At 64.9% G+C, this 13,001-nt stretch carries 20 protein-coding genes; 16 read left to right on the forward strand and 4 right to left on the reverse strand.

The features are described from left to right. Positions 1-17: 17 nt before the first annotated feature. The 3 genes from CCZ27_RS09470 to CCZ27_RS09480 are packed head-to-tail and all read right to left on the reverse strand — an operon-like array spanning position 18 to position 1,035. Complete coding sequence (locus tag CCZ27_RS09470; RefSeq protein WP_096447621.1) at positions 18-323, reverse strand: helix-turn-helix domain-containing protein; 306 nt, start codon at positions 321-323, stop codon at positions 18-20. Beyond that, a complete protein-coding gene (locus CCZ27_RS09475; RefSeq protein ID WP_096447623.1) occupies positions 320-805 on the reverse strand; it encodes a hypothetical protein in 486 nt (161 codons plus the stop codon). The genes CCZ27_RS09470 and CCZ27_RS09475 overlap by 4 nt, the downstream gene beginning before the upstream one ends. Before the next feature lie 17 nt (positions 806-822). Next, the gene (locus CCZ27_RS09480) at positions 823-1,035 is read right to left on the reverse strand and encodes a DNA-binding protein (RefSeq protein ID WP_096452375.1); all 213 of its coding nucleotides are present in this window, start codon (positions 1,033-1,035) and stop codon (positions 823-825) included. 76 nt (positions 1,036-1,111) lie between these two features. Here CCZ27_RS09480 and CCZ27_RS09485 point away from each other — a divergent pair, with 76 nt between their 5' ends. Continuing rightward, positions 1,112-1,609: a helix-turn-helix domain-containing protein gene (locus CCZ27_RS09485; RefSeq protein WP_096447625.1), complete on the forward strand. Its 498-nt coding sequence runs from the start codon at positions 1,112-1,114 to the stop codon at positions 1,607-1,609. A gap of 48 nt (positions 1,610-1,657) precedes the next feature. Here CCZ27_RS09485 and CCZ27_RS09490 read toward each other — a convergent pair. Further along, a protein-coding gene (locus tag CCZ27_RS09490) for an IS5 family transposase (protein ID WP_096451997.1) occupies positions 1,658-2,463 on the reverse strand; the annotation gives its coding sequence in 2 pieces (ribosomal slippage) (positions 1,658-2,115 and positions 2,115-2,463; 807 coding nt in all). Positions 2,464-2,578: 115 nt separating this feature from the next. Between CCZ27_RS09490 and CCZ27_RS23495 the strand changes: the two genes are divergently transcribed. The 15 genes from CCZ27_RS23495 to CCZ27_RS09555 all read left to right on the forward strand — a co-directional run bounded on the left by CCZ27_RS23495 (position 2,579) and on the right by CCZ27_RS09555 (position 12,976). Further along, positions 2,579-2,842: a hypothetical protein gene (locus CCZ27_RS23495; RefSeq protein ID WP_157748528.1), complete on the forward strand. Its 264-nt coding sequence runs from the start codon at positions 2,579-2,581 to the stop codon at positions 2,840-2,842. 503 nt (positions 2,843-3,345) lie between these two features. Continuing rightward, positions 3,346-3,732 carry a putative holin gene (locus tag CCZ27_RS09495; RefSeq protein WP_096447627.1) on the forward strand — a complete coding sequence of 129 codons (387 nt, stop codon included), beginning with the start codon at positions 3,346-3,348 and terminating at the stop codon, positions 3,730-3,732. Positions 3,733-3,735: 3 nt separating this feature from the next. Continuing rightward, positions 3,736-4,371, forward strand: coding sequence for a transglycosylase SLT domain-containing protein (locus CCZ27_RS09500; protein ID WP_198363306.1), 636 nt, complete (start codon positions 3,736-3,738; stop codon positions 4,369-4,371). Continuing rightward, the gene (locus CCZ27_RS09505; protein ID WP_096447629.1) at positions 4,368-4,979 is read left to right on the forward strand and encodes a lysis protein; all 612 of its coding nucleotides are present in this window, start codon (positions 4,368-4,370) and stop codon (positions 4,977-4,979) included. The genes CCZ27_RS09500 and CCZ27_RS09505 overlap by 4 nt, the downstream gene beginning before the upstream one ends. Continuing rightward, positions 4,976-5,215 carry a hypothetical protein gene (locus CCZ27_RS09510; RefSeq protein ID WP_096447631.1) on the forward strand — a complete coding sequence of 80 codons (240 nt, stop codon included), beginning with the start codon at positions 4,976-4,978 and terminating at the stop codon, positions 5,213-5,215. Before CCZ27_RS09505 ends, CCZ27_RS09510 begins: the two co-directional genes overlap by 4 nt. A 72-nt stretch (positions 5,216-5,287) precedes the next feature. Then, a complete protein-coding gene (locus tag CCZ27_RS09515) occupies positions 5,288-6,373 on the forward strand; it encodes an IS5 family transposase (RefSeq protein WP_096445332.1) in 1,086 nt (361 codons plus the stop codon). Between the two features lie 295 nt (positions 6,374-6,668). Then, positions 6,669-7,037 (forward strand): hypothetical protein, encoded by a 369-nt coding sequence (locus CCZ27_RS09520; RefSeq protein WP_096447633.1) that lies wholly within the window; start codon positions 6,669-6,671, stop codon positions 7,035-7,037. 12 nt (positions 7,038-7,049) lie between these two features. Continuing rightward, positions 7,050-7,361: a hypothetical protein gene (locus tag CCZ27_RS09525; protein WP_096447635.1), complete on the forward strand. Its 312-nt coding sequence runs from the start codon at positions 7,050-7,052 to the stop codon at positions 7,359-7,361. After that, a complete protein-coding gene (locus CCZ27_RS09530) occupies positions 7,361-7,930 on the forward strand; it encodes a phage protein Gp27 family protein (protein WP_096447637.1) in 570 nt (189 codons plus the stop codon). Before CCZ27_RS09525 ends, CCZ27_RS09530 begins: the two co-directional genes overlap by 1 nt. Next, positions 7,927-9,384, forward strand: coding sequence for a phage terminase large subunit (gene terL, locus CCZ27_RS09535; protein WP_096447639.1), 1,458 nt, complete (start codon positions 7,927-7,929; stop codon positions 9,382-9,384). The genes CCZ27_RS09530 and terL overlap by 4 nt, the downstream gene beginning before the upstream one ends. Positions 9,385-9,391: 7 nt before the next feature. Beyond that, a complete protein-coding gene (locus tag CCZ27_RS09540) occupies positions 9,392-9,703 on the forward strand; it encodes a hypothetical protein (protein ID WP_157748529.1) in 312 nt (103 codons plus the stop codon). Continuing rightward, entirely contained in the window at positions 9,703-9,834 is a 132-nt protein-coding gene (locus CCZ27_RS24545) for a hypothetical protein (RefSeq protein ID WP_269769096.1), read from the forward strand. Before CCZ27_RS09540 ends, CCZ27_RS24545 begins: the two co-directional genes overlap by 1 nt. 109 nt (positions 9,835-9,943) lie before the next feature. Next, a complete protein-coding gene (locus tag CCZ27_RS09545; protein ID WP_096447643.1) occupies positions 9,944-11,377 on the forward strand; it encodes a hypothetical protein in 1,434 nt (477 codons plus the stop codon). A gap of 179 nt (positions 11,378-11,556) precedes the next feature. After that, entirely contained in the window at positions 11,557-12,753 is a 1,197-nt protein-coding gene (locus tag CCZ27_RS09550) for a putative phage head morphogenesis protein (protein WP_096447645.1), read from the forward strand. Further along, a complete protein-coding gene (locus CCZ27_RS09555; RefSeq protein ID WP_157748530.1) occupies positions 12,737-12,976 on the forward strand; it encodes a hypothetical protein in 240 nt (79 codons plus the stop codon). The genes CCZ27_RS09550 and CCZ27_RS09555 overlap by 17 nt, the downstream gene beginning before the upstream one ends. The last annotated feature ends 25 nt before the right edge of the window (positions 12,977-13,001 follow it).

Consider the following 13,001-nt stretch of genomic DNA (forward strand, 5'->3'; position numbering starts at 1 on the left):
GTAATCTTGGCTGTGGGTCATTGCGGTGTCGCCGTGTAACGTTGCTCGGTTTCCTGGATCTGCGCCTTGGCTGCCTCGAGCGCCCACAGAAAGTGCGTCAGCAACTGGATGGGCCTGGGGCTCAGGGCGTAGCGGACGTCATCGACCCGCCGCACCCAGCCGGCGGCCGCGGCCGCTTGCAGGTCGCGACAGGTCGTCGACGCCGATTCGCCGGCCAGGCGCGCCGCATCTCTGAGGTGCATGCCGGTGATCTCATGGCCAGCCAGCACCTCCATCAGCTTCAGGATGCGCACCTGACTGGCGTTGACGTGGGGCTCGCTCACTGGCCCTCCTTCACCAGCCTGCGCAGCGACTCGACGCTGTTGTGATAGATGGCCTCGGCGATGGCCATTGCGAGGTAGCCAGTGCGGAAGCAGGGGTTGTCGTCGCCCAGGGACTTTTTCGCGGCGACGCGCGCGGCCACCCGCACGCGCTCGCTGATCGCGTCCATTTCCGCGGCATCCGCAGTGGCGCGGCGGCGGGTATCCCGCGCCACGGCTGTGGCGCGCACGTCGCGCTTGACCACCACGGCATCGATCGCGTCGGCGCTGGCCAGCAGCTCGGCGGCAAGCGCCCGGGCTAGGTCGGCCGTCATCTCTTGCCCGAAGGTGGCGTGGCCAAAGGTCTGTGTCAGCCGGATGCCAGGCCGGGCACTGGTGCCGATGCGCACCGTGTCCACGCTGATGCCGTGTTCTTTGGCATAGACATATTCGGATGCGCGCAGCAGGTGTACTCCGCCCTGGGTTGTTACGGTGAAGGTGCTCATGGTGGGCTCCGGTAGAATCAACGGGAGGCGACTGCCGGGTCGCGCGGGGTGGGCTTGATGCCCAGCTTTACGGCGATCTCATGCGGAATGCCGCGTTTGCAGGGAGAGAATCCGTTCAGTACGCGGTACACATCGCTACGGCGATAGCCGTGCTCGTCGGCCCACGAGGAGACGGGGATGCCCGCCGCCGCGAATTCGTCCTTGACTTCTTGAGGGGTTTTGGTTTGCATGCTCATCCCGACGAATAAAAAAGAAATTAATGAACGTTAATTTAGATAACGTTCATTAATCAGTCAAGGGTTATGCATGAAAAATTTCGACGCCATGATGGCCCGACTGAAGCACCAGTTGCGGACCGTGCAGGACAAGGACGTTGCGCTTCTGCTCGGGTTGTCGCCGCCGGCGCTGGCTGGGCGGAAGAAGCGTGGGTTGTTCCCGGAAGACAAGCTACGCGCGCTGGCGCAGCGCCGGCCAGACCTCGGGATCGACGTGGAGTGGGTGCTTACCGGAGAAAGCGCAGACGCGCGCTTGGTGATGCTGGCCGGTGAACTGCGATGGCGGGCCGAGAACGATGCGGAGCGCGCGCATGAAGCAACCAGGGGCGCCACGGCGGCGCGATTGGCATCGGCTCGCGGTCGAAAAACGCGCGCCGACGTACATCCTGATCAACCGCCTGCGGATGATGCTGGACATGGACTCTCGGTCGACGAGCAGCAGATGATCCAGCAATTCCGCCAGTGCTCAGCCGAGGCGCAGGCCGCGGCGGCGCACATCATTGATGTGCTATCCAGGCAAGGGAAATGACAATGGAGCGCCGTAGTCTGTGGATAAGAAGCGCTAACAAAATGCCTGTTATGCCTTTCGCAATTGCCGCCAGCAGATGATGCAGCAGGCTATCTCGAGAAAGGCTTCGTGGATGATGGCCAGCCGCTCGAAACGGATGCGCAATCGCCGAAAGTTGTGCAGCCAACCCAAGGTGCGTTCCACAACCCAACGGGTCTTGCCCAGACCGCTGCCATGCGGCTGGCCCCGGCGGGCGATCTGGGTGGTGATGCCTGCAGCGTGGAGCGGTCGGCGGTACTTGTCGTGGTCGTAGCCGCGATCGGCCTGCACGAGTCGGGGTTTCGACAGCGGTCGGCCGCGCTTGCCACGGATCGGCGGGATCGCCTCGACCAAAGGGAGAAGCTGGGTGACGTCGTTGCGGTTGGCACCGGTGAGGATCACCGCCAGCGGGATGCCTTGCGCTTCGGTGATGAGATGGTGCTTGGAGCCTGGACGAGCGCGATCGGTGGGGTTCGGTCCTGTTTTTGACCGGCCCCCACAGCGCGTATGGACGAGGAATCGACGATGGCGCGAGACCAATCGAGGCGGCCGGCAGCGCGCAACCGTGCAAGCAGCACGTCGTGCAGGCGGTCCCACACGCCGGCCTCCTGCCACTTCCGTAGTCGTCGCCAGCAGCTCATCCCTGAGCCGCAGCCCATCTCCTTGGGGAGCATCTCCCAAGGAATGCCCGACTGCAGCACGAAGAGGATGCCGGTGAGCACCTTGCGGTCGTCCAGCGGCTTGCGTCCGGGATACCGTTCCCGGCGCGGCTTCGGTGGCGGCAACAGCGGCTCGATCAACGCCCACAATTCGTCATCCAGTATCGGTTTCGCCATCTCCTCTGCCTCGACAAACAAGGCAGAGGTTAACAAATGAAATCAAGGGTGAACAGCCCATTTCATCATTTTGTTAGAGCTTCTAAGAGGGGTACTCACTGTGGCGTGCCTGGCTATGCTTGCAGGATGCGGAAAGTCGATTGAAGAAGAGGCGCTTGCGGCTGTGAGCGCCAAGATGTTTGATCCCGATGCGGCGATGTTTCGGGACGTTCGCCAGATTGGTGAAACAACGTTTTGTGGAGAGGTGAACGGCAAGAATCGCTACGGAGCTTATGTAGGGTTCACGCCGTTTTATGCCATGAAGGTTGTTGAGAGTTGGATGGTGCTGACGGATTCCGGCGAGACTGACGTTGCAACGCATATGTGCAACGGCAGATAGACAAGGCAATCAGATGATCGAAATACGCGTGGCCTGGCTGCCCGGCCTGCACGAAGGCGACCACGGTGAGCCGCTAAGCGGCGGCATCTGGTTCCCAGATAGCCCGGCAGTCCGTCGGGACCTGGAAGTCGTCGTGGCGGCCGGATGTGGCGTCTGTGGGCCGGGCACGCACTGGCTGGAAGAGCGAGGGGCTTGATTGATTCTGGAAGGGGCCATCACCGCGCTGATTGCCGCAGGCTCGCCCTGAGTGGGGCCGCGCTGGCGCATTGGGGTGCCGCTCGTTTGCAGGCGCGGCAGGATATGCGTGCCGCGACGAGGGAGCATCAGGCGCGGCTACGTGAACAGCGTGCTGAATGCCTGAGCTGGGTGCTGGAATGAAGCATTGGACGATTGTCTGGCGGACATGGCCGACCCGCCGCCCGGATGATGTCGCGCGTACGCGTAATCATCCGGACCAGATAGCAAAACGTTTTGCGTGATCGACCCCTGCAGCGCCGCCGAACATGGCGGCGTTGTCATTCCAAGGGGTTGTCGTGTCGAACCGAAGTATCGCCGCCGCGTGGCGGCTGTTGCACGCACGCATGTCGGGCTGGCTGTACGTTTCGCTGCTGCTGGCCGTGGCCATCGTGGCGATCGCGCCGCACCAGCTGCCGGTCACGCTGTACAAGCTCTCACTCATCGCCACCGCGGGATGGCTCGGTTACTGGCTGGACCGGGCGCTCTTCCCGTATGCGCGGCCGCATGACCTGATCCGCTGGGGCGAGAGTCTGGACACGCCGGACGTGCCGTTGATGATCAGCAAGCAGCAGGCGGTCGCGTTCGCGGCGGCGATGCTGCGCCGGGCACTGATCATTGCGGCCGTGGTAATCGGCGTCGGGCTGGGGGCGTAGGCGATGGACGTCTTCCGCGGATTGATGGCGGCGCTCGTGTTCGACCTGGTCGTCGGCGGTCTCGTCGTCCTGGCTGTGCTGCTGTGGCCGGGTGACGCGGCCGCGCAGATCCCGCACGCGGCGCTGCAGCACCGCGCCGACCTGGTGCGTGCCGCGCATACGGCGTGGGGGCTGGATGCGCCTGTCGCGGTATTCGCGGCGCAGGTGCATCAGGAATCCGGCTGGCGCGCGGACGCGGTGAGCCGGGTCGGCGCCCATGGGCTGGCGCAATTCATGCCGGCAACCGCGGCTTGGTGGTGCGAGTTGCACCGCATGTCGCCTGCCGATTGCCAGCCCCGCAACCCAAAGTGGGCGCTACGCGCCCTGGTGGGGTACGACCGCTGGCTGTGGCAGCGCGCCTCCCTCGAAGGCGGCTACGACCGGATGTGGGCGACGCTGCGCGCCTACAACGGTGGGCTCGGGCACTGGCAGGCGGAGGCCCGCAATGCCGCGTCGCGGTCGCGCACGGCGATCGATGCCGCATGCGGCACGGCCCGGCGCCACGCCTCCCATTGCCCGGAAAACCTCGGCTATCCCGTACGAATCCTGCAGGTGCTGCAACCCCGTTACGTCGCCTGGGGGCCGGGAGTGACGCCATGAGCCCCGTTTTCCGCCTCATCCTAGCCGTTGCGCTGATCATCGGCGTGGCCAGCCTCGGCGCCCTCGGTGGCGGCGGCTACGCGACGGCGCGATGCGACGCCCGGATCGCGCGCATCCAGGGCGAGCATGCCCGCGAGCGTGAGTCGGCCGTCACCGAGCTGGCCGCCGCCGCCGAGGCCGCCCGCCAGGCGCTGGCCGCCGAGGTAGTGCGCGGCAACGATCTGGCCGCACAACTGCAGGCCGACCGCGCCGGCTTCGAAGCCGAGCGCAAATCCCTCCAAGCGGCGATCCGCGATGTCACAACGCAATACCAGCCGGCGCCGGGTGCTGACCTGCGCCCTATCCCTCCTTGCATCATTACTCGCGGCTGGCTGCGCGACTACAACGCCGCCATCGGTGCCGACCTGTCCGGCGCCGATCCGGCCGCCCCTGGAGGCGGAACTGGCTCGGCGTCCATCGCCGCCGCCGGCGCTGACGCCGGGCTACTTCTCGATTCCGGCGTCACGCCCGCCGACATCCTGGCCCACATCGTTGATTACGGCTCCCGGTGTCAGGGCTATGCCGCCCAGGCCAATCGACTGATCGACCGCTGGGAGGTACGGCAGTGATCCACATCGAGCACATCGTCAGCGTCATCCGCGTCTACCGGCCGGGTGAATCCTTTGCGACAGCCAACGAACCGAAGGCGGTCGCCACGGTGTCGCGCGTCGACGCCGGCGCCGCCGAGATCATGGCGGCAAAAGGGCAGCTCACCCGCGGCGACATGCGTGAGATCGCCCGCGCGCTCGCGGCCTCCGGCGTTCGCGTGGTGATCATCAAGCGCCCTAACAGGATGTTGATTTAATTGACCTTCCTGCATCCGTGCGGACTCTACGGCTGATATAATTACGTTCGCATTACGACACCAATTATTCCCATGCGCGGCACCGACCACAAACAGCACGCCCTGTTCAGCTACGTCAATATCGAAGACCGAATTGCCCTGGATCATCCGTTGCGTCGGATCAAGACGCTGGCGGATTTGGTTTTGCGCACGATGTCGCCGACTTTCGATTCGCTTTATGCCGAAGGCGGTCGTCCCTCGATTGCCCCGGAGCGGTTGCTGCGCGCATCGCTCTTGCAATGCCTGTTCTCGATTCGCTCGGAGCGCGCTCTGGTCGAGCATATCGACTTCAACATGATGTATCGCTGGTTCGTGGGCCTGACGCTGGACGAGGCGGTGTGGGATCACTCGACGTTCTCGGCCAATCGCGAGCGGCTGCTCAAGGAGAGCGTGATGCGCGAATTCTTCGGTGGCGTGGTGGCGATTGCCGAGTGGGCCGATTTGATCTCGGACGAGCACTTCAGCGTCGACGGTTCGCTGCTGCGGGCGTGGGCCTCGCACAAGAGCCTGGCCGCACGCGATGGCTCGGACGTGCCGCCCGGACCGGATCAGGGACGCAACCCCGAGGTCGATTTCCGGGGCAAGAAGCGCTCGAACGCGACGCACGTCTCGCGCACCGACCCGGAGGCCTTGCTCGCCAGCAAGGGCGGCGCAGGCGCCTACCTGAGCTTCACGACCCATGCGCTGGCAGAGAACCGGAACGGGCTGATCGTCGATGTACAGACCACGCAGGCCACGGGCACCGCCGAGCGCGACGCCGCGCTGGTGATGGTCAAGCGCACCGTGAAGCCGGCCGACTCGATGCGCAAGCCGACGTTGGCGGCCGACCGGGGTTACGACACGGCCGAGTTCATCGCTGCCCTCACGCCGCTGGGCGTGCTGCCACACGTTGCCGCCAAGACCAAGGGCAGCGCCGTGCCGGTGGCGGTCAAGGCCACTGAAGGCTATGCGGTCAGCCTGCGTCGTCGAAAGATGATCGAAGAGGCGTTTGGCTGGGCCAAGGACATCGGCACGCTGCGCCGTCTGATGGCACGCGGCCTGGAAACGATTCGCGCGCATGCGCTGCTCAATTTCGCCGCCTACAACCTGACCCGGCTGGGTAATTTGCTGGCGCCGTAATCCGATGGCGCCATCGCGCCATTTGCATTGCGGCATTTGATTGTTGAATACGTTGGCTTTGCAGCGACGGGAGCGCTGCCGAATTGCAGTTGCACAATCGGCTGAAAAAGCGGCTGGAATCGTCATCAGGGCGGCTCGGGTCGGATCTTTTCCGCGTCGATTTTTTCCCAGGCAACTGGAAACCGAAGGTGACGGTGAGATTTTCAACACCCTGCTAAGGGCCGCGGCGTGCCTGGCGGACGGCTGCTGCGCACGGACGGACCCTTTTCGTATTACGAGATCGTGGCGGAGCGGTATGACAATCCAAATTGAGCTGTGGGCACTGCTCACGTTCCTGGCTGGCCTGCTGCTGGCCTTCTTTGGCGCGGCATTCACTGGCGGCCGCATTCTGCTTGCGCAAGTCGAGCGGCGCCTGGACGAGCGCTTTGGCGCGCAGGAAAAGGCACGCGAAGAGGGCAAGTCGCACTGGGATGATCGCTTCGGCGCACTGGAGGCTGCGGTCAAGACGGCAACCGGCGAAGCCGTACGCATCGAGCGCGAGCTGCTCAGCCTCAAAGCGGAGCTGCCTGTCACCTACGTGCTGCGAGAAGACGACATCCGGCGTCAGTCCGTCATCGAGGCCAAGATCGACGGCCTGGCTGTGAGGTTCGAAACATGGCCTTGAGAGGTGCGTTAAATGGTTGATGTGGCGAAGGTGCGTCGCGAGTCGATGCGCTGGATCATCATGCTGGTGCTCAACCAGTCGCGTCCGGTCCATGCGTTCGAGCGGATCGTCCTGTCCGTGGTGCAGGCCGAGTATCCGGATGCGACGCAAATGGAGCTGCGCCGTGAGATCGACTATCTGGTCGACCGCGAACTGGCCGAAGTGCAGAAGCACCCGGACGGCCGTTGGCAGGTTGGGCTCACTCGCTGCGGCGTGGACGTCGTGGAGTACACGGTGGACTGCGATCCCGGCATTGCGAGGCCCCAGAAGTACTGGAGCCTGTGATGCCGCCGCGCAGCAAAGTCGACCAGATGTCGCCGGAGGATCGTGCATGGTTTGAGCGCGAGCTGGTGCGCCGCGGCTTCTCGGGATACGAGGAGCTGGAAGTCCTCGTGCAAGAGCGCGGCTACACGATCGGCAAGAGCAGTTTGCAGCGCTCTGGCTCGAAGCTGCAGCAACGCCTGGATCGCATCAGCGCAGCGACTGAGGGTGCGCGCCAGATTGCGCTGGTGGCGCCCGATGATGCGGACAACCGCTCGATGGCGGTCATGTCGATGGTCCAGAACGATCTCTACGAGATCATGGAGGGCCTGGAAGCTGTTGCTGATACCGATGATGCGGCCGAGCGGCTCGAGCTGCTCAAAGGCGTGTCGCTGTCGATTTCGCGCATCAGCCGGGCGCGGGTGAATCAAAGCCGCTGGGCTGGCGAGGTGAACGCCCGCCTTGCGGCCGAGGCCAAGGCGGCAGCGATCGCCGGCGCGCAGGCTGAGGGCTTGAGTGCCGAGCAGGCCGAGCGCATCGGCTCGGCGGTGGCGAGTCGCGTGCAGATCTACCTGCCGGACAACGGGCGATGACCGACGCCGCCGAGCGCGTCACGATCCGGCCGCAGCCGGGGCCGCAGGAGGCGTTCCTTGCTTCCTCGGCCGACATCGTCATCTATGGCGGCGCGGCGTTCGGCGGAAAGACATTCGCGCTGCTGCTCGAGACGACGCGGCATTCCGAAAATCCGCAGTTCGGCGCAGTGATCTTCCGGCGGACCACCACGCAAGTGGCGGCCGAGGGCGGCCTGTGGGATACCTCTGAAGAGCTGTATCCGCTGCTCGGCGCAAAGCCATCCAGCCTGTCGTGGGCCTTCCCTTCTGGCGCGAAAGTCACGTTCGCGCACCTGCAACACGAGAAGACCAAGTTCGAGTGGCAGGGTGGCCAGATCGCGATGATCGGCTTTGACGAGCTGACGCATTTCACCGCCGGTCAGTTTTGGTACATGCTCTCGCGCAATCGGTCGAACTCGGGCGTGGCGCCGTACATCCGCGCGACGACCAACCCGGACCCGGACAGCTTCGTCGCCGAGCTGATCGCCTGGTGGATCGACCAGGAAACCGGCTACGCAATCCCGGAGCGCTCCGGCGTCATCCGCTGGTTCGTGCGCTACCGCAATGAGCTGATCTGGGCGGACAGCCCGGAAGAGCTGCGCGACCAGTACCCCGATCTGGAGCCAAAGAGCCTGACGTTCATCGCGTCGAGCTACAAGGACAACAAGATCGGGATGGCGAAAGACCCGAAGTACATGTCCAACCTGGACGCGCTGCCGCTGGTCGAGCGCGAGCAGCTCAAAAACGGCAACTGGAAGATCAGGCCGGCGGCTGGTGATTATTTCAAGGCGGAGTGGTTTGGCGTGCTAGAGCGCGCACCGGAGTATTGCCGCTGGGTGCGTTACTGGGATCGCGCGGCAACCGAGCCAAACCCGCAGAATCCCGATCCGGACTACACGGCCGGAGTCAAGCTGGGCAAAGACAGCGAGGGCAACTACTACGTGGGGCACGTTGCGCGCGATCGCAAACGCCCTGCCGGCGTGATGAAGCTCATCAAAGGAACTACCAGGGCGGACAGCGTGCGCTGCGCCGCAGTCCTGGAGCAGGACCCGGCGCAGGCCGGCAAGGTCGAGGCGGACATGTACATCACCCAACTCGCGGGGTTTGAGGTGCACACGGTCCCCAAGCGAACGGACAAGGAGACCGCCGCGCGGCCGGTCAGCAGCATGGCGGAGGCTGGACGCGTATTCCTTATACGCGGAGCCTGGAACAAAGCATTCCTCGATGAGCTGGAAAACTTCCCGAAGGGCGCGCACGACGACCAGGTGGATGCACTGTCTGGTGCATTCAATTTCCTGGAATCGAACAACGTGCAACCACCCGCCGGCGAAACGGTGGAAGCGGACGAGAACACGTACCGGCCGCAACGGCCGACGTTTGTCGGAACGCCTGACGAACTGCGCATACGCAGACGCTGGAATCGACTCTATGGATAGATCTGCCGTGAGCATCTCCGACTACCTCGCCTCGCTCAACATCGGTCAGCTCATCCATGCGCGATCGTGCTGCGACGAGCTGATTTGCCGGCGCCAGGCCGCGGCGATGAAGCAGTGCTGGGCCGTCTCCGATCGGGACCTCAACTGGCGGTGGTTCCAGGAGCACGAATTCGTGGCGGCGGCCGAGTGGCTCGCGAAGTATGCCGCGGCCATCGAGCGCAAAGGTGAGGCCGAGGATCTACTGCTCACTCAGCACCGGCTGCAGGAAGACGAGTGGCAAAAATTGTTCGGGGATGACTACAAAGGCGGAGGTGTGTGATGGGTGATCTGAATGGTGCGTTCTGGCTGCTGATCGGGGCGGGGATAGCGCTTGGCGCGGCGCTGGCCATCGGCCTGCCGTGGCTGTGGGGCGCGATCTTGGTGCCGCTGCTGCGGCTGCTCGTGGCGTAAGCCGCAGGCGCCCCGAAAACCCCTTCCCCCTGCGCTGATACGTCCAGCATCAGGAAAACCGCGCCACGGCTTTTATAAAAGCTTTCCCGCGCAAGAATGAGGTCGAGCAATGGGTGTGTTTGAGCGGATCGTGTCCTGGTGGGTCGGTGGCGAAGATGAATCTGCGCCGCGCCGCATGGTCGAGGCGGCCGGCGTGACGGTGGATGCCGACGACGAGGAGGGTTGGCGGCGCCTGTCGGGCGACACCTCGCGCGACCTTTCGCCACTGCACCACTCGCGGATGCGCGAGACCGCGTATTACTTGTGGGACGCCAATCTGCTCGCAAACCGGCTAATCGAGCTGCCGCTCGCCTACCTGCTCGCTGAAGGCGTGTCGTTGCAGGCGGCCGATCCGGCGATTCAGAAGGTCATCGAGCGCTGGTGGGACGATCCGATCAACGCGCTGGACGTCAAGCTCGAGAAAAAGCTGCGCGAGCTGGCGCTCTTCGGTGAGCAGTGCTGGCCGGTGGCAGTCAATGAATTCGACGGCCACGTGCGGCTGGGCTATCTCGATCCGGCGCTGATCGCCACCGTGGTGGTCGATCCCGACAATACCGAGCAGCCGATCGGCATCGTCACGACGCGCGACAAGCACGGCAAGACTCGACGGTACCGCATCATCATCAACGGTCCGGAGGATGATGTATTCACCGAGCGCACCCGCAAGATTCGCGAGACGTTCGACGATGGCGAGTGCTTCTACTTTTGTGTTAACGCGTTATCGACGTCCGCGCGCGGCCGCTCGGACCTGCGCGCGCCGGCGGACTGGGTGGATGCCTACGATCAATTTCTGTTTGGCGAGGCGGAGCGCTACAACTTCCTGCGCGCGTTTGTCTGGGATGTGACGCTCGCCGGTGCGACGAAAGAGCAGGTGGAGGACCGGGCAAAGAGGATCTCCGCGCCCTCGCCTGGGTCAGTACGCGTACACAACGACAGCGAGACCTGGCAGCCGCTCAGCCCGTCGCTGGATGCGGCCGACGCAAGCACGGCGGGCCGGCTCTTCCGCAACCACGTGCTCGGCGGCGCGACGATCCCTGAACACTGGTTCGGCGGCGGCGGTGACGTCAACCGCGCAACGGGCGAGAGCATGGCTGAGCCGACGCTCAAGGCGTTCACCATGCGCCAGCGCTACGTCAAGCACATGCTGGGCACGATGGCGCGCTACGTCATCCGCCAGCACATCCTGGCGCGCGCGTCGGAGCCGGTGCCGGGCGATCCGCGCCTGGTGATCGAGATCGTCTTCCCCGAGATGACGAGCCGCGATACCACGAAGTACGCCAGCGCCCTGGCGCAGGTGGTCACCGCCGTCAACATGGCCATCGAGGCTGGCCGGATCACGGAAGAGACCGGCGTAGCCCTCATTGCCGTCGTGGCGGCGCAGATGGGCGTGGATATCGACCCGGCGGCCGAGATGGAGGCGGCGCGCGCGGCTGCCGCCCAACGCGCCGAGGCGGACACCTTCACCGGCCCAACTGGTGCGGATCTCGCCAATGCGACGTCGTGACCTGGACGCGCGGCTGAAATGGGCATGCAGGCAGCGCCGCCAACGCCAGCGCAAGCCAAAGAAGGGTATTGGTGCGTGGTGTGCGGACGATACCTGCCGCCAGACGCCTGTGGCGTCATCGTCCATGACGACGCCCCGCACCCATTGGGGATGATGTTCGACGACGAGGATTATCCGCAGTGAGCGGCCCGCGCGAAGGCATCAGCGGCCGCACGCGGCTCATCAACGATACGGCCGCCGAGATCGCGCGACTACTCGGCGTCGCGGCCGACGAGATCGCGCAGATCCTGGCTGCGCAGCCAAGTGACTACCAGCAGTGGCGACTGCCGCTGCTGCAGGCGGAGATCCGTCGCGTGCTCGGCGACACGGCCGGTGCGGCCGCACTTGCGGCCGATGCGAGCCAGGTCGCCGCCTGGAGCGCCGGTGCGGCGCTGGTCGATGGCGTGATGGCAGCGCCCAGCCTGGGCGCGACGCTGCCGGCACTCAACATCCGCCAGATGCAGGCCATGCGCGAGTTCACGACGGAAAAGATCAAGGGCGCGACGCTCGAGGCGATGGGCGCGATCAACGACCAGCTTGCGCTGACGATGATCGGCACGCAGACGCCATTCGACGCGGTGCAAGCGATCACGAAGACGCTGGGTGAGTCAACCCGCAAGCGCGCGACTGGCATCGTGCGCACCGAGCTTGCCACCGCGTACTCGACCGCAAACCAGTTGCGCCTTGCGCAATGGGGGCAAACAGTGCCGGGGTTGCAAAAGCGCTGGGTCAAGTCGGGCAAGCTGCATCCGCGCCTCGAGCACGTGGCGATCCACAATCAGGTGCGCGATGTCGACCAGCCCTTCGACCTCGAGGGCGGCGCCGTGAAGATGATGCACCCGCACGACCCGACCGCGCCGGCCAGGCATCGCATCAACTGCGGTTGCGTCTCGGTGCCCGTGGTGCCCGGCTACGTACGCACCATCATCGACACCAAGGAGCAAGAGGCTGTGGCCGAGGCTGAGCGTGCCCAGGCAGCGCTGGAGCGGATGCGCGCGCCGGCCGCACCCGCTGCCCGGCGGTCCAGCGTGGCTGCTACACTGGATGAGGGTCGGGCGATCTACGGTCGCGCGCTGGCTGGCGGCAAGCACGCCGGCCTGATCGGCGTGCTGCAGGAGCAGGGGCCTAACCAGTGGCGCAAGGCGATCGCGGCGCAGACGCGGCGCATGGAAGCGCACCAGGCCAAGCTGGCCAATCCGGCAGCGGTTGTGCCCGACTGGGCGCAGCGCTCGCCGCAGTATCAGCAGGGCCTGATACGAAAGTGGCGCAGCGAGGTCGAGGATGCGCGCGAACAGATCATGGTTGTTGAGGGACATCGCGATGCCAACGAAGGATGAATCCAGGGCGAAATACTCGGCGGCCGTGTACTGCCTGCGCGAGACGGTCGAGCTGCTGAAAACCGAGGGTGAGGCCAATACGGGTACGACCGATGCGCTGCTGGCCTATCAGGTGCTCTCGCGCCTGGCTGCCAACGCGAATGCCTACGGCGTGCCGCTGGCCGACATCGGGCTTGCCGGCTACGACATCGAAGGTCTGCTGAGGACACCCTTCACGGCCTGACTGCCGTTGCCCGGCTCCCCGACGC

Source organism: Thauera sp. K11 (genome assembly GCF_002354895.1).
Taxonomy (GTDB): Bacteria; Pseudomonadota; Gammaproteobacteria; order Burkholderiales; family Rhodocyclaceae; genus Thauera; species Thauera sinica.

Bases quoted from the DNA above. Each gene is read 5' to 3' on its own strand.
- CCZ27_RS09475 (WP_096447623.1), bottom strand. From the start codon at position 805: ATGAGCACCTTCACCGTAACAACCCAGGGCGGAGTACACCTGCTGCGC.
- CCZ27_RS09480 (WP_096452375.1), bottom strand. From the start codon at position 1,035: ATGCAAACCAAAACCCCTCAAGAAGTCAAGGACGAATTCGCGGCGGCG.
- CCZ27_RS09485 (WP_096447625.1), top strand. From the start codon at position 1,112: ATGAAAAATTTCGACGCCATGATGGCCCGACTGAAGCACCAGTTGCGG.
- CCZ27_RS23495 (WP_157748528.1), top strand. From the start codon at position 2,579: ATGCTTGCAGGATGCGGAAAGTCGATTGAAGAAGAGGCGCTTGCGGCT.
- CCZ27_RS09495 (WP_096447627.1), top strand. From the start codon at position 3,346: ATGGCGGCGTTGTCATTCCAAGGGGTTGTCGTGTCGAACCGAAGTATC.
- CCZ27_RS09500 (WP_198363306.1), top strand. From the start codon at position 3,736: ATGGACGTCTTCCGCGGATTGATGGCGGCGCTCGTGTTCGACCTGGTC.
- CCZ27_RS09505 (WP_096447629.1), top strand. From the start codon at position 4,368: ATGAGCCCCGTTTTCCGCCTCATCCTAGCCGTTGCGCTGATCATCGGC.
- CCZ27_RS09515 (WP_096445332.1), top strand. From the start codon at position 5,288: ATGCGCGGCACCGACCACAAACAGCACGCCCTGTTCAGCTACGTCAAT.
- CCZ27_RS09520 (WP_096447633.1), top strand. From the start codon at position 6,669: ATGACAATCCAAATTGAGCTGTGGGCACTGCTCACGTTCCTGGCTGGC.
- CCZ27_RS09525 (WP_096447635.1), top strand. From the start codon at position 7,050: ATGGTTGATGTGGCGAAGGTGCGTCGCGAGTCGATGCGCTGGATCATC.
- CCZ27_RS09530 (WP_096447637.1), top strand. From the start codon at position 7,361: ATGCCGCCGCGCAGCAAAGTCGACCAGATGTCGCCGGAGGATCGTGCA.
- terL (WP_096447639.1), top strand. From the start codon at position 7,927: ATGACCGACGCCGCCGAGCGCGTCACGATCCGGCCGCAGCCGGGGCCG.
- CCZ27_RS24545 (WP_269769096.1), top strand. From the start codon at position 9,703: ATGGGTGATCTGAATGGTGCGTTCTGGCTGCTGATCGGGGCGGGGATA.
- CCZ27_RS09545 (WP_096447643.1), top strand. From the start codon at position 9,944: ATGGGTGTGTTTGAGCGGATCGTGTCCTGGTGGGTCGGTGGCGAAGAT.
- CCZ27_RS09555 (WP_157748530.1), top strand. From the start codon at position 12,737: ATGCCAACGAAGGATGAATCCAGGGCGAAATACTCGGCGGCCGTGTAC.